13 protein-coding genes are annotated in these 17,489 nt (G+C 47.8%); 12 read left to right on the forward strand and 1 reads right to left on the reverse strand.

What is annotated here, in order from left to right; genetic code table 11:
- Positions 1 to 39: 39 nt before the first annotated feature.
- From CEQ75_RS07430 to CEQ75_RS07455, 6 genes are all read left to right on the forward strand, one after another.
- The gene (locus CEQ75_RS07430; RefSeq protein WP_089609768.1) at positions 40 to 2,157 is read left to right on the forward strand and encodes a heavy metal translocating P-type ATPase; all 2,118 of its coding nucleotides are present in this window, start codon (positions 40 to 42) and stop codon (positions 2,155 to 2,157) included.
- 216 nt (positions 2,158 to 2,373) lie between these two features.
- The gene (locus CEQ75_RS07435) at positions 2,374 to 2,664 is read left to right on the forward strand and encodes a DUF5665 domain-containing protein (protein ID WP_089612544.1); all 291 of its coding nucleotides are present in this window, start codon (positions 2,374 to 2,376) and stop codon (positions 2,662 to 2,664) included.
- A gap of 83 nt (positions 2,665 to 2,747) precedes the next feature.
- Positions 2,748 to 3,401, forward strand: a complete 654-nt coding sequence (locus CEQ75_RS07440) for a TraR/DksA C4-type zinc finger protein (protein WP_157677363.1) — start codon at positions 2,748 to 2,750, stop codon at positions 3,399 to 3,401.
- Positions 3,402 to 3,610: 209 nt separating this feature from the next.
- Positions 3,611 to 3,871, forward strand: a complete 261-nt coding sequence (locus CEQ75_RS07445; RefSeq protein ID WP_089609770.1) for a type II toxin-antitoxin system prevent-host-death family antitoxin — start codon at positions 3,611 to 3,613, stop codon at positions 3,869 to 3,871.
- A 95-nt stretch (positions 3,872 to 3,966) separates the two neighbouring features.
- The gene (locus CEQ75_RS07450) at positions 3,967 to 4,554 is read left to right on the forward strand and encodes a hypothetical protein (protein WP_089609771.1); all 588 of its coding nucleotides are present in this window, start codon (positions 3,967 to 3,969) and stop codon (positions 4,552 to 4,554) included.
- Between the two features lie 2 nt (positions 4,555 to 4,556).
- Positions 4,557 to 5,075 carry a GGDEF domain-containing protein gene (locus tag CEQ75_RS07455; RefSeq protein ID WP_089609772.1) on the forward strand — a complete coding sequence of 173 codons (519 nt, stop codon included), beginning with the start codon at positions 4,557 to 4,559 and terminating at the stop codon, positions 5,073 to 5,075.
- A gap of 245 nt (positions 5,076 to 5,320) precedes the next feature.
- Here CEQ75_RS07455 and CEQ75_RS07460 read toward each other — a convergent pair whose 3' ends face one another.
- Positions 5,321 to 6,850, reverse strand: coding sequence for a hypothetical protein (locus CEQ75_RS07460; protein WP_089609773.1), 1,530 nt, complete (start codon positions 6,848 to 6,850; stop codon positions 5,321 to 5,323).
- A 172-nt stretch (positions 6,851 to 7,022) separates the two neighbouring features.
- On the opposite strand from CEQ75_RS07460, the gene CEQ75_RS07465 reads away from it, so the two are divergent.
- The 6 genes from CEQ75_RS07465 (at position 7,023) to CEQ75_RS07490 (ending at position 17,470) form a co-directional block, all read left to right on the forward strand.
- On the forward strand, positions 7,023 to 7,346 hold the full coding sequence (locus tag CEQ75_RS07465) for a hypothetical protein (RefSeq protein WP_157677364.1): 324 nt from the start codon (positions 7,023 to 7,025) through the stop codon (positions 7,344 to 7,346).
- A gap of 76 nt (positions 7,347 to 7,422) precedes the next feature.
- Entirely contained in the window at positions 7,423 to 7,992 is a 570-nt protein-coding gene (locus CEQ75_RS07470) for a hypothetical protein (protein ID WP_089609775.1), read from the forward strand.
- Positions 7,993 to 8,034: 42 nt separating this feature from the next.
- The gene (locus tag CEQ75_RS07475) at positions 8,035 to 8,526 is read left to right on the forward strand and encodes a hypothetical protein (protein ID WP_089609776.1); all 492 of its coding nucleotides are present in this window, start codon (positions 8,035 to 8,037) and stop codon (positions 8,524 to 8,526) included.
- 19 nt (positions 8,527 to 8,545) lie between these two features.
- Complete coding sequence (locus CEQ75_RS07480) at positions 8,546 to 15,139, forward strand: hypothetical protein (protein WP_157677365.1); 6,594 nt, start codon at positions 8,546 to 8,548, stop codon at positions 15,137 to 15,139.
- Between the two features lie 37 nt (positions 15,140 to 15,176).
- Entirely contained in the window at positions 15,177 to 16,283 is a 1,107-nt protein-coding gene (locus CEQ75_RS07485; RefSeq protein WP_242965457.1) for a zinc ribbon domain-containing protein, read from the forward strand.
- An 86-nt stretch (positions 16,284 to 16,369) separates the two neighbouring features.
- Positions 16,370 to 17,470 carry a zinc-ribbon domain-containing protein gene (locus CEQ75_RS07490; protein ID WP_089609779.1) on the forward strand — a complete coding sequence of 367 codons (1,101 nt, stop codon included), beginning with the start codon at positions 16,370 to 16,372 and terminating at the stop codon, positions 17,468 to 17,470.
- Positions 17,471 to 17,489 lie beyond the last annotated feature (19 nt).

Raw genomic sequence — 17,489 nt, forward strand, 5'->3', positions numbered from 1 at the left:
TGAAGCCTAAATTTAAAAAGAAATGGGAGGAAGGAGAAAATGGTTAAAGAATTTATCTTGGAAGGGTTAAATTGTGCTAATTGCGGTGCCAAGATTGAGCAGGGGGTATCCCGGCTTCCCGGCGTTACCAATGCTACCGTCAATTTTCTTAATAAAACCTTGATATTGGAAACGGAAGAGACGGCAAACTTCCCTGAGTTAATTAGGAATACCGAAGGGATTGTGAAAAAATATGAACCTGAGGTTAACGTCATCGAAAAAAAAGAGGTAAAAATAAAAGATGATGGGGATCAAAATGAGGAAGAAAATCAGAAAAAGCGCCTCATCTCTTTAGGACTGGGGGGAGGACTTTTTACTTTGGCTTTTCTTCCCTTCTGGAGTCCCGGCATCGAGTTTGCTTTGTTTCTGTTAAGTTATCTTATTGTCGGCGGGGAAGTGCTGATGCGCGCCGGTAAGAATATCTTGCGGGGACAGGTCTTCGATGAGAATTTCCTGATGTCCATTGCCACCCTGGGTGCTTTTGCTATTAGGGAATACCCGGAAGGTGTGGCGGTGATGCTGTTTTATCAGATCGGGGAGTATTTTCAGGATCGGGCGGTGGGTCAATCGAGAAGATCCATTAAAGCCTTGCTCGATATCAGACCGGAGTATGTCAATTTGTCTTTCAACGGGGTAATTAAGAGAGTATCTCCGGAAGAAGCGGCCATTGGGGATATGATGATCATCAAGCCCGGGGAAAGAGTGCCATTAGACGGAAAAGTACTGGAAGGCCAGGCCATGATGGATACATCGGCCTTAACAGGTGAATCAGTTCCCCGCAGGGCAAAAATCGGGGACGATGTCCTCAGCGGCTTCATCAATAAAGACGGGTTATTAACGGTGCAGGTGGCGAAGGTATACGGGGTATCAACCATCGCCAAAATTCTTGATCTGGTGCAGAATGCGGGAAGTAAAAAAGCACCGACAGAGAAATTTATCACGAAATTTGCCCATTATTATACACCGGCGGTGGTGCTGGTGGCAGTGCTGCTTGCAATACTACCACCTTTACTCATTGAAAGCGCCACGTTTTCGGATTGGTTTTACCGGGCTTTGGTATTCCTGGTGGTATCTTGTCCCTGTGCTTTAGTGATTTCCATCCCTTTGGGGTTCTTTGGCGGGATTGGAGCCGCCTCCAAAAAAGGCATCCTGGTTAAAGGCGGCAATTACCTGGAGGCGATCAATCAAATTGATACCGTGGTTTTTGATAAAACCGGCACTTTGACGAAAGGGGTCTTTCAGGTAACGGGCATTCACCCGGCAGGGTCCTTTACAGAGGAAGAGGTTTTAGAGTTTGCTGCCCTGGCTGAATTCAATTCCAATCACCCAATCGCTCAATCTGTGGTGCAAGCTTATGATCAAAGGTTGGGAAACCAGCTTCATCAAGAAAACATTACCGGTTTTCAGGAAATTGCCGGACATGGGGTCAAGGTACAGTATGAAGGACAAGAGATTTTAGCGGGCAATGATAAATTAATGAAGCAAGGAAGGATCGATTTTCAGGAATGGCAAGAGGGGGGCACAGTGGTTTACTTGGCTGTATCTGGGAAATTTGCCGGTACCATTGTCATATCTGATGAGTTAAAAGAAGATGCCAAAAAAACTATGCAGGATTTAAAACAATTGGGCATTAACAAGCTGGTAATGTTAACAGGGGATAATCAGGAAACGGGCCAAAGAGTAGGCCGAGAATTGTCATTGGACAGAGTATATGCCGAGCTTCTGCCGGCAGATAAGGTGGGGATTCTGGAGAGAATCATCCAGGAAAAAACAAGCAAAAAAAGTGTGGTTTTTGTCGGGGATGGCATAAATGACGCTCCCGTTCTGGCCAGAGCCGATGTAGGTGTTGCCATGGGAGGACTGGGGTCTGATGCAGCCATTGAGGCGGCGGATATTGTCTTAATGACGGATGAACCGGCTAAACTGGCGGAAGCAGTGGGGATAGCCAGAAAAACGAGAAACGTGGTTTGGCAGAACATTATTTTTGCCCTTGGTGTGAAGCTGGTGGTGCTTGTTCTGGGCGCAGGAGGACTGGCCACCTTATGGGAAGCGGTCTTTGCCGATGTGGGAGTCGCTATAATTGCCGTGATCAATGCCATGCGCCTTCTAAAAAGTTAAATAGAAATGGGAAAAAAGGAAGTGTCGCTTAACAGGATAAAATCATGATGATTTTGAACACGATGCGCTGTTCTCCATGAAAGCCCAAAAAGAGCTAAAAAATATGGTATAATCGGGGTGTATCTTTATTATGATAATAAGACACTCCTTATTTTTTGGAAGGATAATATTTTTGCTGCAGGGGAAAATAAGAATGTTGGGGGAGGTTTCATAATCATGGATAACAGAGGTCAATTAGAGAAAAAACTGGATCAACTGGCCATGTACATGGAAAAAATGAAACTGGCACAATACATAGACCTGTTGCATAATCCCAGGAGATTAATTTGGGTCAATTTAATCGCAGGTATAGCCAGAGGATTTGGCATTGCCATCGGTTTTACGTTATTAGGCGCCATTGCTTTTTTGATTTTGCAGCGTTTGGTAGGTTTGAATCTGCCCCTAGTCGGAGATTTCATCGCAGAATTAATGAATTATGTCCAGGAAAGCAAAGGGTTAAGGCCTTAGTCACATAGTCAGATCATATGGAGTAAAACCCTACCTGATGCCGGAAAATATTATTATTTCTGCCTATTAAGGAGGGATCCGGATTGGATCATAATAAATCAGCCAGTTTTCGCACCCAGCTTTTAAAAGAAAAGGAAGAGCTCAACAAGAGCATCGCAAGCCTCAATCAGGGATTAAGTGACTCGATGCCTGATTCCATTAGTGAATTATCTATGTATGATAATCATCCGGCAGATATAGGAGATGAATTATTTGAACGAAGTAAAGACCTGTCTCTAAGAGATAGTGCTCATATACAGTATCAAAATGTGGTACGAGCTTTGGAAAGAATTGATGATCAAACTTATGGGATCTGTGCTCAGTGTGGGGCAGCGATTGATATGGCAAGACTGGAGGTTATGCCCTCCGCGGAATTATGTCTGCCTTGTAAAAAGGAACAGACAGGACCGGATCGTACCCCTCGCCCCATTGAGGAACAGGTGATTCAACCACCTTTTGGCAATCAGAGGCATGGGGATGGCTCTTCGGAATCAAACGCCTTTGACGGAGAAGATGCATGGCAGGCTGTGGCCCGCTTTGGTACCGCCGACACGCCCCAGGATCTGGAGAAAGGAAATAACGCCCAATATCCAAATATTTATGAGGAATGGGAAGAAGATCTGAGTGGGGTGGAGGATGTAGATCAAATACCCTATGTTCGTACCAAAGACGGGATCATTCATCAGGATTTTAGCTGAAGTTGCAAAAAATTAAATTTATGCCGGTAGGGTGAAAGACAAAACAGCCCAACCGGCTTTTTGTTCTTAGAACTCCGCATTTCCGGAGCACGCACCCTTCGTACCTTTTATCAGTATCTAGTTTGCATTATGCGGAAACTCAAAAAATTATATTCTTGCCCAGTGGTATAATTATGGTATAATAATACCACTGGAAGGAGTTGGCAGTTATGCCCAAAATCATCCCTATTCGAGACCTGAAAAATACAAGCGAAATCTCTCAAATGTGCCAGGAGGCAACTGAGCCGATATATATTACCAAAAACGGTTATGGCGACATGGTTATCATGAGCGTAAAAATGTACGAAGAAAAACTGTATATGCTTAATATATATAATAAACTGGCAGCAGCTGAAGCGCAAATAGCTGAGGGAAAGGTGCTTAATGGAGATTCTTGTTTGAAAAGCATAAGAGAAAAATATAATGTATAAGCTGAGGGATGTTAGGGGGCCTGACATCCCACGAACACCTATTGTACAAGGCCGCTAATACGCAGCCGCAAACTGCATGGAAAAGGAAGCATCAATTGATAGAGAATTATATTGCAACACATTTAATAGATGTAGCCGCTCTGGCCATCTTGTGCTATTTAATATACAGCAACAACATACTGAATCAAAATCGGAAATGGCCTTTTTATATTGGTATTATGTTAACTGTTCTGATCATTTCGTCAGAGGCCGGGACTATCATTGCCGGAAACGCGAATGGGGATTTGCGCTTTTTGAATATTTTCTGTAATGTTTTTGGTTTTGCAATGTCTCCCTTGATTCCCATCATTTTACTTGCTATTTATGATGTAAACATTCTGCTAACCAATAAATTGCTTATGCTGCCGTCAATTGTGAATATGTTCGCCACAGCTTTATCACCGTGGCTCGGATTTGTGTTTTATATTGATGTAAACAACCATTATGAAAGAGGAAATTTATTTATTGTTTTTGTAACTGCTTATATATTAAACTTAATAATCCTTTTTATCAGTACTGTAAGGACAGGGCAAAAGCACCACTATCCAATAAAAGCGAAGTTCACCGCTCTATCCCTCTTTGTGATAGCCGGTACAAGCATTCAGCTTATTTTCCTTCCGTTTATTCCTCTTGGCATAGTGTGACATTGTCCCTTTTGCTATACTATCTCTTATTGTCTGAATTTGACGGCAGCTTTGATGCTTTGACGAGGCTTCATAATCGTGCGGCTTATGATAAAATGGTAAATAGGTTGGACGGCAGAAAACTATATTCCGTTATCGTTATGGATATCAATAATTTCAAAGAGATAAACGATACATTCGGACATGATTTTGGAGATACCGTGTTAAAAAAAGTTGCTTCGGTTATAAGGAAATCATTTGACAACAGTAGTACCTGTTATCGAGTCGGCGGAGATGAATTTTACATTATCAGCAGTGAAACTGACCCGGTAAAGCTTGAGCACCAGCTGAAGTGTATGACAAACAATCTTGAAAAAGAGCGCAAGAATGACGGCCGTTTGCCGACAGTCTCATATGGTTACAGTATCTTTAAAGGCGGAAAAGGGATTGGTTTTCAGGAAGTGCTTAAAGAAGCAGACGATCAAATGTATTACTTTAAGAAAATCCAACAGGATATGAAAAAAAGCACTCAGACTTCATAGGTTACTTAGAGCATTGCATAATAGCTTCGAATGCTGCGCGCATGCGAAACCTTGCTCATTCGCGAAACATCGCCTGAAAAAAATGTAAGATAAATAAATATGATTAGAAATGGCTAAATCAAAGGTTTCCAGACGATCGGCAACAATTACCGATCGCTGGAAACCTTATTTTTTACCTTTTTAGTGATATCGATTTGCTCTGTAGATGATGAATCTAAAACAAAGAACTGTCCCCTGTTTGAATCCTACAGTTGAGCGGCGATGGTTTCCAGACGGGAAATGGTTTGCTGAGGGTCATATTTATCCTTTTTTTCAGTCGCAAAGTGGATATTGATGTAATCCCAGAAGGCAGCCGTCATATTGCTTTCATTAATGGCAAAAAAAACGGAAGGTGGAGTGGTTTTGCCCACCAAGACTCCCACCCCTTCTTTGACATAAACCATACAGCCGTCCAGCTGATTGTCATTGATTATATGGACGTGATAATTTTTATGGGTTTTAAGCATTCTGATCACATTCGCCAGATGCTCTTTATATTCCTGGGGTGTGTAATAGGCCGGAGTTCCACCGGGCATATCGGAAAATTCCATGACTGCCTTTCCCTGCAGGATGGTTTTAAGCTCCGGTAAGATAAGCATTTCTGTAAAGTTGTGGTTTTCCAGCAAAGCGAGTAAACGGCTGGTTTTTTTTTGCTGATAGGTAAGCAGAGGTTCAGCCGTTGCATGTGGAAGACCTTCTATCCGGCGCAACATAAGCTGCGTCGGCATAGTAATATGGCTGAGGGTGTTGGTCTTTAAAATGGTATCACTTTTTTCAGCTTCGAATTCCGCTAAGATTTCCAGATAATCCCCCTGGTTGAGGGGATTGAAGATATGCATCAGGGGGCGGCAGAGAGCCAGGAAATCATGAAATTCGGACTGTAGTGCCAGAAGTGCTTTCTGGCGGGTAAAAAGCAAATTGACGGTGTTCTCAATCCCGTCCCGTACCGAGGAAGAAGTAACGGCGGCTGTTTGAGGTGCGATAAATAATGTACGTCGGAAAATTCCGTCACGGGTTCTCGGGCAATAATAAGGTTCGATCGCACCGGTCATGTAAATCGGCACCCAGCCTTTAATACCCGTCAACATTTCATTAAAATCGCGGTTAATGGTGTGGATTATTTTGATGCGGTTGCCGTTTTTCAAGATCTGAAACATCAGTGCGGTCCAGCGGGCAAAGTACTCCGGATCTTCCGACATCCAGCTCATATCCTCGTTACTGTAAAGTAACAGAGTTTGCGGGGTTTTATTCTGTAATACCAGCGAAAGGAAATGTAAAACGGCAGTACGCTTTCCTTCCACGCCGTAAAATATTTCTACATCCTTAAGCAGCCCGGGAACATTGAGGGCTGCCGCCTCCTCTGCAGCAGGGGCAGGTTTTTTAAAATGAAAACCTGCCACCTCTTTGAGAAAATCGTCGATTGAATCTTGATGATCAGGCGTTTTTTCCAGCAACCAATTTAGAAGGAGGGTTTCCATGTTCTCTGATTGATGGGGTTTGATGGAGGAACTGTTTTTTATGGCCTCAAAAAGGGCAGCTTTTTGATAATCAGAGTTACAGATACTGGAAAAATACCTGGCCATGGCTGGGATGTACCCGGCATTCTCTACCGGGGTGCGGACTCCCCGACGCAGACGGCTGATAAAGGAAGCATCCAGGGCAATATTGCGAGCCAGCAGGCTATTGGATGTTCTGGTAATATTCATGAGCAAATTCAATTTTTCGTCAAAAAGCATCTTCCTTCCTCCTTATAAAACACATTATATAATAAAGGCAACACACTTTCTATCCTTTTGACACAAATCGTGCCAATAATTTGGCATTGCCAAATCCGGCATCAGGACACATTTTTCTTGATTAATTGCTAAAATAGAAAGTAATAGTGGTTGCAGTAAATTGAAGGCAGAGGTGAACGGGTTGAACCTTGAAATCAAGTTGAAAGCTGGTTTCTTTAAGACTCAAGCTTATTGTCTGACCACCAAATCGAGACAAATCGTTTTGACTCCCTTGGACAATGGGGAAATGGAACGTCAGGTAATAGAGTGGGAAGAACTTAAGTCCTTCAGTATTATCAGCCGGAACATGATCTCTGTTGAATTAGAGATCGCGACCCTTAGCCATACCTACTTTGGCAGCATTTCATCTTCTGATGATTTGGAGGAAATAATCAAAAATCTTGCCCGGGAATTTGGCACTAAATTTATTTTTCAGCATGGAAACATTCAAACATGATACATAAAAGGTATCGGCAAAAGGCCACGGCTATCGCTACTGGACTTAGCAAACCTGACAGGAGGGAGAAAAATTTATGAATACCGTTTCAGCACCAGCAATACCTCGTTGGAAGACAGCGCTCAACATGATCATTAATCCGGGTGAAGTGGTGAAAAACCAGATGATCAGGATTCCCTGGCCGTATTCCCTGATGGTTTCCGGGTTGTCCTTTACGCTTTTTTTTCTACAAACAGGCCTTGACCTGCAGCGGAACGGGCAGGTTGAAACAAGTACGGTGATTTTGATAACCATGCTGGGACTCTTATACGGAACAGTGGGGATTGCTTTGCTGGCCGTGATGGTCTGGGCCTTATCCCAGGCGCAGCAGCATGGTTTCACTATTGGTTGGGCTATATCCACCTTTTCACTGGGGTATTCGGCAACTTTTGTCTATGCCTTAAGCGGCTTGATCTTTTCCCTGGCTTTAGGTTGGAAGACCGCGGTCGCCTTTGGCGTTACCGGAGTTCTCTGGGCACTAAGGCCCACTATGTACACCATAAAACAAATGTCAGGGGAACGGACCGCTTTCAGCATTGCCATGACCACCCTCTGCGGAGCGATTCTTCTGATCGGTTGGGCCTTGCTGGGGAAATTAGGCGGTTGATGGCTTTAAGAGAGATCAATGAAGAGATAGGGGGATGAAAACGTGGATACCAGAATGGGATATGCAGGAGGAGCCAGACCGGCAGGGGTTAAATTATGGCCGGCTTATCTATGCTTCATAATATTCGGGATATTGATGCCCTTCAGCCGACCGGAATTTAAATTTACTACCTTGATATATTCGCTGATTGTGGCCATCATCGTAGGCTTACTGGCAGTGAATCTGCTGATCATAGCTTTTAACAGCGGCAATGCAGCTTTGCGGCAGGCAAAGGGAGGATTTGCCCGGGAAGCTGTTGGGACGGGGATGTTGTTTATGATCCCCTTTACAGTTTTGGCAGTACTGGCCTTGGCCTTACTGGGCTGGAACGCGGTGATGCCCTTTGCTTCGTCAGCCATTACTACGGCAGCAGCAACGGCAGGGTCCGAAGCGATGAAAAGAGGCGCCCAGGGCGTGAAAAACGTCATGATTCCAACCCTGGTGGCCATGGTGCTTTCGACGGCATGGATGATGCTGACCGGCATCCTTCCTTAGGAAAGGGGTGAGAGATTTGTTGAACTTATCAATTGCGTGCAACAAAAAAAGAATAGATAAACATTTCCTGTCGCTTTTGGCGCTGTGCCTGGTTTTTACCTTATTGATGGTTAATGCCTTCCCTGAGAAAGCACTGGCTGCAAATGTCGGTGATGTTGTTACCCAGGTAACCAATGATAATCTGGGTTCAGCGGAATTCAATTTCGGGCAGGAAGAAGCTACCGGTTATGGTTTTGACATTCATGCCGGTGTGGGTGAACTTGGCAGCGGCGGTTGTCAGCTCAGCGTTTTGGGGCCGGCCCAGCTGGATGAAATCCAAATAATGATCGACTATATAGATAGCATCTCCCAGGTCAGTTATATGCGAACTACCCAGCTAAAGGGCTGTGAACTGAGAGAATACGATACCGAATACGGCGTAGGTATCGGGATTATCCTGCCGGATTATTTTATCACGGTGGAAACAATGGAAACCGGCCAAAGTAAGGATGCTGATATGGCTTTTGCCAAGAAAATTGCTCAGCAGACGATCGATGGAATGGAAAGGGCAGGGCTTTTAAGTCAGGCAGCCCCGGATATCGAATCAGGGACTTCCGAAGAAGAAAAACCAGCCGCAGGTATTGACTCGGAAGCCTCTCTGCCTGCCGCTGCAGAACCAGTTGATGAGCCGGTACTCGTGGCAGATACGACTAATATTATGGCTGTTTATAATGGACCGACGGTACCTACCACCTTTAGCATCGATAGTCCCCACCTGGTTACCGAGATTCACAACTATCACTGGAATGATGCCCAGGGGGCAGCCCCTGGAACCATAGGTTTACAGGACCAGAACGGGAAAATGTATGGCCCCTGGCAGGCGGTGGCCACGCCGGGACAAGGGGGAGTACCCAATGCTAACTGGTTTGTTTATCCTAAAATTGTCATTCCGGCCGGGACCTATACTATCATTGATTCTGATCCGTCCACCTGGTCTCAAAATGGGGATTCGGGCGGCAAAGGTATGTCATACGTGAAGGCTACGCCTCATTTTGAAATAACCGGCGCAGCTCCCACAGGTACAGGGAATGCACCGGGAAGTTATCCGACAGGAGATAGCCACAGCCCGGCAGGAGTTGGTTCAGTCGGCAGTATCCCCGGACCGTCAAACACTACTGAAGCGGTCACAGGCGTCGTCGCGCCCGGATTGATCGCCATCGCCTTAGGAGCTTTGGGCAGCCTGGGCGGCGGAGGATTTAGCCCGCCTGCAGGCGGTGTACCTATGCCCCCTACTGGCGGAGGACCACTGCCCGGCGCTGGGGGCGTCCCGGGCACCGGCGGAGGATCACCGGGGATGGCCCAGGCGACCGGTCGGTTAGGACGTCGGGGCAGAGAAGAGATCCTGGTCGACACAAGGGATATGTCACCTGGTGGTGGGATCCAGGAAAATCCGGCTGACCAGGGTATCTATATCGAGACCGAACGGGAAGCCGGCCTGTTTGTACAACCGGAACCTCTGATTAATGATCCGGGACCGGAAATTTTCATCGATACCATTGATATGAATCAGCAGGCCATCGATATCAGGGAAGCAGGGGGAGAACCGGGCATCCATATCGACACCACAGATATGTTTGAAGGAAATCAGGCCATCGGTGCATCCGGTGACCAGGAGATCTTTATTGAGACGGAAGCAGAAGCCGGTTTGTTTACCCAGCCGGAACCCCTGATTAATGATCCGGGACCGGAGATTTTCATCGATACCCTTGATATGCAGGAACAAGCCGGTGGTATCAGGGAAGCAGGGGGAGAACCGAGCATCCAGATCGACACTGGGGCTATGGCAGATCTAGAGATGGAACCACAGGCCTTCAGTGCCCGGGAAGGAGAAGCAGGAGGAGTACATTTTGCTGCTGCTGAAGAAAGCCAGGGAACTCCCATTGCTGACCAGGCCGAACACCTGTATATGGATACTGAAGAAACAGAAATTCTGCGCGATTCCGGTTCTCTGGAGGACAATGGGGGGACGGAAGCGGCTCCGGAAACGACAGTGGTAACTGAAGAAACCTTTGACCAGAACGGGTTTGATGCAGAAGGTTATGACCGGGAAGGATTTAATCAAGCGGGTTATGATCGAGACGGCTTTGACAAAGAGGGCTTCGATAAAGCCGGTTATAACAGTGAGGGTTTTGACCAGGATGGTTTCAATGAAGCCGGATTCAATGCGCAAGGTTATGACCGTGCAGGTTTTGATGTCAATGGTTTTGATGCCGAGGGCTTCGATAAGGCAGGTTTTGACGCCGAGGGCTTCAATAAAGCTGGTTTCAATGTCGAAGGTTATGATAAGAATGGTTTCGACCGGCTCGGTTTTGACAAAGAGGGCTACAATCAGGAAGGGTTCGACCAGAAAGGCTATGACCGGGAAGGCTTCGGACGGAATGGTTATGATGCCGAAGGCTTCAATCGGGAAGGTTTCGATCAGGAGGGTTTTAACAAAGAAGGCTATAACCAGGCGGGTTTTGATAAAGAAGGTTTCAACCAAGCAGGCTTTGATAAAGAGGGCTTCGATCGTCAGGGCTTCGACAAGCAGGGACTGGATCGGGAAGGCTTCGATAAAGCCGGATTTGATGTGGAAGGCTACGACCGGCAGGGCTTTGATCAGGAGGGTTTTGACAAAGAAGGCTTCAACCGGGAAGGTTTCGATCAGGCGGGCTTTGACAAAGAAGGCTTCAATCAGGAGGGCTTTGATAAAGAAGGCTTCGATCGTCAGGGCTTCGACAAGCAGGGACTGGATCGGGAAGGCTTCGATAAAGCTGGATTTGATGTGGAAGGCTACGACCGGCAGGGCTTTGATCAGGAGGGTTTTGACAAAGAAGGCTTCAACCGGGAAGGTTTCGATCAGGCGGGCTTTGACAAAGAAGGCTTCAATCAGGAGGGCTTTGATAAAGAAGGCTTCGATCGTCAGGGCTTCGACAAGCAGGGACTGGATCGGGAAGGCTTCAATAAAGCCGGATTTGACGCGGAAGGCTTTGATCGGCAAGGCTATGATATCAATGGATACGACCGCAAGGGCTTCAATCGCAGCGGCTTTGATGCCAAAGGGTTTGATAAACAGGGTTACGATAAGGAAGGGTTCAACAAGGATGGTTGGGACCGGGAAGGCTATGATCGTAACGGTTTTGATGATCAGGGCTGGGATCGGGAAGGCTACGACAAGTTCGGTTATGATGAGGAAGGTTACGATCGGGATGGCTATAACCGGGAAGGCCAGTCCAAAGAGGGTTATGACGCTGACGGCTATGATAAGAATGGGTTCAATGAAAACGGCTTTGATCGTGATGGCTATGATCGGGAAGGTTTCGATTTTGAAGGATACAACCGCAGCGGCCGTGATCCCTGGGGCTATGATCGGCAGGGATATGGAAAGGACGGATATCACTGGAGCGGCTATAATGCCGATGGCTACAACCGGGAGGGGATGCACTGGACAGATAATCCCTATGAGGGTGACAGCCCCTTTAATGTGGATGTAGCACGTAATCCCTTTGATGGAGGAATCGTTATAGTTGATGGTGTGAGCGGTGGTAGTGATTTGTCAGAAGGATGGAAGCCGACTAAGCCGCCCCTGGGAGAACCATATCATCAGACCGTGGAAAAATACGGAGCCAAACCATGGACCGATGAGATCCCGGCGCCGGAACCGGAAAGACCATCCATACCTTCGACAGAGGATAGCGGTGTGATCGGACCGGAAGATCCTATGAATACTTTGAAGAATCATGATATCCCGATCCCTGAAGAGGATGTTCCCCAGGGTGAATGGCCGGGATCTGAACCAGAAGAGCGATTCCCCGGAGATCAAATTCCGGAGACACAATCGAACACGTTTGATTACACGGATCCGGAAACGGGTGTCACTTCCACTTATGAATATGAACCTGGATATTTGGGACCCCGGCATGGAGACCGGCAGATCCTGACAGGTGGGGGTGATGGGCAGACCTATGAAATCGAATTCAATGCGGTCACCGGGAAATGGGTAAATACGGAGTCCGGAAATGAATTTGATCCCAGTCGCTTTGAGTCCTGGCAGAGGGATGTAGCCGAAGACAAGCGGCGGGCTGCAATTGATCTGGAAAAGATGGCTCGACGGGAGGATGCTAACAGCAAAGCCATAGACAAAAACCTGGAAGATTGGCGCAAGCTGGAGCAAATGCAAAAAGCAGCTGACAAATATAATATCGGAACACCCGGTGGACCGGGAGACGTTGACAAAGCAATCCAAAACCTGAAGGATGATATGTTGGCCGGCAAAGAACTGGATCAGGAAAAAATGGATAAGATCCGTCGGGTCATCGATAATCGCATCCAGGGGCAAACCACTGCCGATACCGGGGAACGCTGGAACGAGGATTGGTTTAAAAACCTGGGCTGGGCCTTGGAAGCCAATGCAGCTACTGCTCGGGAAGTAGTGACCGGTGAAAAGGCAGATGGCAGTACTTCTTGGCTGGGCATGGGAGCCAGGATCATGATCATGGCGGCTACCGGTGGGTTGGCCGGGGGCGCAAGTCTCACTTACGTCACTCTAGACGGAGCAATGAATGTAGCGGAAGCGATGTACCGCATTAAGGATGAGATCGATAAAGGCGGATCTGATTTCAGAGCCGTCTCCAAAGCAGTCGGACTATTTGTTCTGGGAGAAGAAATGGGCTGGCTGGCCGGAGAGGCCGGGGGCAGGGTCATGGGTGAGCTGTTTGAGCGCTTCCCCGCCTTCAGCAATCAGGCAGCTGATCTTATCGAGAATGCATTCCTGAAGGCCAGCGCCAAGAATCAGGTGTGGAGCAAGGCACTGGGTATGGTGACCCAGGAATCAGCAGAGTCCTCCCTTGATCAGATTAATAAGCGATTAGTGGATATAGGCAGTGACCAGGCGGCCAGGGAAATCATCGATAGTGCCAGGACAGATTTTGGACTGAGATCAGTGGCGGATTCCTTCGATGATGTGACTAAAGGTGCCGGAAAAACAGCCGCAGGTACCACCGGAGATGTGACAGGCAGAGCTACCAGATCTACAACCGAAGGCTGGACAGATGTCGTAGATGGAGGGGGCACAACAGCTGCTGGAACTAGAGGGGGCAGAGCTCCTTCGGGCAGTGATGACATATCCGGAGGGACCGGCAGAGCAGCCTCCACCAAGACTTCTCCATCAGGGGGCGACGGACCTGGTGGAACACCTGGCGGAAGAACGGCCGGTAGCGCAGGCGATGGACCGGGCGGGCCACCCAGAGGCGGAGACGATGGACCTGGTGGACCACCTGGCGGCGGAGACGATCTGCCGGGCGAACCGGATAATTTGCCATTGAACCGCGGTGGCAGGACCCCGGATGAAGTTTTGGCTGATCCGGCGGCTCTAAACAGGGCGGAAAGAAGCGTACAGCAGAATATGAAGAACTTTGATCAATTACCCCCGTCCAAACAACAGGAATTGATCAGAGATCAGGCCATTTATGATGAATATCGGATGCAGGCGGAGGAAAGAGTCTGGAATCTGGCTGACAGAGTCCAACGAGGCGAACCGCTGACGGTTGAGGATATCATGGAAATGAAATCTGATCCGGCTTCCATGAGAACACTGAAAAACCTTGAGGAAATGGATGGCTTAGGATCTCAATTGACACCCCAGGAAGCTCAGGGGATCCAAAGAGAGTTCAACAATGTCATGGATGAGTATGTACATCAACCATCTTATCGGAGCGTAGAGGATCACCTGCATAACCGCTATCCGAATGTTGATCCGGAGGGGATAAGGGTCAGAACGGTACGCACACCAGGTACAGAACCGACTGATTTCAATATCAATACGGATAATGATGTGATTGCTGAAAGACTGGTAAATGGCCCCCATGGACCTGAATGGGTGGAGATCCCCAAAGGGGAGTGGGAAGATACCTACTATAAGGCTTTGGCAGAGAATTCCGGTTTCAGTGCTGAAGAGGCTGGGCGTCGTTTTCCTGATACGGACTGGGCCAACATGGATGAAGCAGCCCAATACCGGCAATGGGCCAAACATCACGAAGAAGCTGCTATGGATCAGTTTGATCTTTCTGCCGGCAGGGATTTCAGCGACCAGCGGACCTGGCGTATACCGGATGGGGACCTGCCGGGCAGGCCGATGATCGAACTTACGGAAGATGAGATCGCCCGCGGGGTGGATTTTGTAACCATCGATGGAAGACCGATGCGGCCTTCCACCGGTTATGAACTGACCCAGAGAGGGCAGGGGACCATGATGGATCCGGAACAACTGTCCATGATGGAACAGCATAAATTCGACGATTACTGGAACGCAGGAGATACTCCCGCACAGGTGATGCGCAATCAGACTGAGGCCATGGAACAATTGCGTAAAACGGCTTCTGTGGCAGAAACGGTAGAAAGAAGTTATCGGGATATGGGATACCGGGTGGAAGCCATGCCTGATAATATGAAGCAGGCGATCGCACTGATCAGAAACAATGATCTTTCACCGGCGGCGCGGGCTGCCCGTTTGCAGGAATTGGGATATACTTCCCCTGGAGACTTTTTGAATAAAGTAAGCAGTCGTATCGGCGCCATCAGAACCGCTCAGAGATAAAAGAAGAAAATATTAGACAGGAGGCATTGATGTGGAAATGAATACAGAAAATCCGGGCAGCGTTGAGGTATTCAAACTGGCTCCGGCAGATATTGATCATTTGTACAGACGTTCCGGATTGACTGGGAATCCGCTTTCGTCTTACAGCTATCATGCGGAACAGGCTGCCACCAGCAGTCCCTCAGAATTATTCAAACTGCTGGCGGAAAGTGCTAATTTTGCATCGATTGCAAAAAAATTGCTGGCACCGGATTTGAAAATCGAATTCAAACGCGGGGGAGCCGGTTCAGCAGAAGAAACATATCTTGCCCTTCTCTCCCTGGGCGATAATGACGTTTTAGCCCATTTTATAGGTCAAGATGGAAATATATTGCTGCTGTTTTTTGATAATGAAGAAGCGTTTTTGCAATGGTGGTCGGGCATTTATGCCTCAAAAGCATCCAGCAATTACCAGCCGGTGTTCCCGGATGTTATGTCTGCGGAAGTTCTGGTCTGTGCCCTGCACTGTATCGACATTTATCGCCGTGCCTACATGGAAAGCATGCTGGATTACCGGGGCGGCCTGGATCTGGCCATTAGCACCCAGGATTTTGTTCAATTGCTCAAACGCGCCCTGTCCAGTCAGGACAAACGGTGGCTTTTGCCCACCATGTTTGAGATCACTCCCGGACTAAAAGAGATCAATATCGCCTTGAAACCGGAACATATTAAAAAAGTTCAGGAACTGGGCTTTTTGACCGGCAATGAAAACCCCTTGACCTTGGGAGAACGTGCGCGGCTGTTGGGTACTGAGATTATTACCGGCTGGCTGGGGTCTATCGGCTGTCAGGCTACGGCTTTGATCAACGGTCAGGAGAAAAGCCTTTCCCGGATTTTTCTGACGCCCACGGCTTTTGCTAATCACTTGTTCTCCTTTGAGATCGGGGCAGGAGGCGATACGCGGTTTCGTCATCAGGCCAGCACAATGCCTGAGCTGATCCAGACCATGATGAAATGGATTGAGGCTCTGCAAAAAGTAATCGGTGGCACCGGCCCGGCCAAAGCCGCCAAAGGGGAAACCCCGGCGATGAAATTTTGCGGGCAGTGCGGGGCGGAATTGAAACCCGGCAAGAAATTTTGCACCAAATGTGGAATACCGCTATAAAAGGCACAAATATAAAATGACCGACATAAAGTACCCATATTAAAGTACCTATATAACATGAACCAGATAAAAGGAAGTGAAAGGATATGAGTGGATTGAAATTCTGTCCGGGATGCGGAGCACCCTTGACCCCAGGAGACAGGTTTTGTGGTGAATGCGGTTTCGACATCAATACAATGGCCGACAGACCTGTGACGCCTGCCGCACCAAATCGGCCGGCACCTTCGTCCCCGGCAGCAGAGCCTTATCAACCGCAGCAGCACAGCAATCAACCACCTCAAACTCCGGCTGCGCCCTATGCTCAAAGGGTTCCGCCTGGAGGAGCATCTGGGCCCATGCCGGGCAGAAACTCTGATACGCTGGGAACCAATCCTGGTGGGAACAAAAAGGCACTGATGATCATGGTTTCAGCCCTGGCCCTTTTATTAGTGGCCGGTGGTGTGATCTACTGGTGGCTTTCCAAGGACGATCCGGGCGTGGGGGGAAATACTGGTGCTCCCGGACAAACGGTAGCCACAAACGGCAATCCTGCCGCTAATGTTGATGGACAGAATGAAACCAGCCTACCGGCTGAGACAAACCCTAAGCCGGATTTATCCAGAGCGGCGACTTATTTGTCCGACCCTGGCTTGAAGTGCACTTTTTTCGTGAATTACCCAGATGGGATGTCAGGGATTGTTGACCGCTACTGTGGGCAGGCAGTGCCCAACGAATCAGTGCGCGTAAGCGAAGTGGAAGTGGGCATCGATATGGGCGAGGAATATGGCTTTGGTTTTCATTATGTGGAACGAGCCGATGGAACTTATTACATCATGGATGCATCACCCTATGAAATATTTCCGGTCTTAAAAAACAATTTGACGGTGGGGCAGGCCTGGAGTTATGATACTGAATACGGATCCATCAAGTATGAGGTTATGGATATGGGCGTGGATCTGGACCTGGGTTTTGCAAAATTCGAAGACTGTCTGCTGCTTTCGGAAGACAATCAGGCAGTGGGACATCAAAGCATCACCTATTATGCACCGGGGTGGGGCAGTGTTTATGTCGTAGCTCCCGGGGGAAATTTTGAATACTTTAAAATGACCGGCATGACCAAGATCGATTTAGCTGACGCGGCTAACACCATCAAAAAATGGTGCCCGAATTATTCAGATATCAAAGATGACCGCGCCCAGAGTATTTAAATGAGGGGAGGACTGAAAC

The organism is Dehalobacterium formicoaceticum, from assembly GCF_002224645.1.
Lineage (GTDB): Bacteria > Bacillota > Dehalobacteriia > Dehalobacteriales > Dehalobacteriaceae > Dehalobacterium > Dehalobacterium formicoaceticum.

Coding starts and splice junctions, on each gene's coding strand:
- CEQ75_RS07430 (WP_089609768.1), top strand. CDS start 40: ATGGTTAAAGAATTTATCTTGGAAGGGTTAAATTGTGCTAATTGCGGT.
- CEQ75_RS07435 (WP_089612544.1), top strand. CDS start 2,374: ATGGATAACAGAGGTCAATTAGAGAAAAAACTGGATCAACTGGCCATG.
- CEQ75_RS07445 (WP_089609770.1), top strand. CDS start 3,611: ATGCCCAAAATCATCCCTATTCGAGACCTGAAAAATACAAGCGAAATC.
- CEQ75_RS07460 (WP_089609773.1), bottom strand. CDS start 6,850: ATGCTTTTTGACGAAAAATTGAATTTGCTCATGAATATTACCAGAACA.
- CEQ75_RS07470 (WP_089609775.1), top strand. CDS start 7,423: ATGAATACCGTTTCAGCACCAGCAATACCTCGTTGGAAGACAGCGCTC.
- CEQ75_RS07485 (WP_242965457.1), top strand. CDS start 15,177: ATGAATACAGAAAATCCGGGCAGCGTTGAGGTATTCAAACTGGCTCCG.
- CEQ75_RS07490 (WP_089609779.1), top strand. CDS start 16,370: ATGAGTGGATTGAAATTCTGTCCGGGATGCGGAGCACCCTTGACCCCA.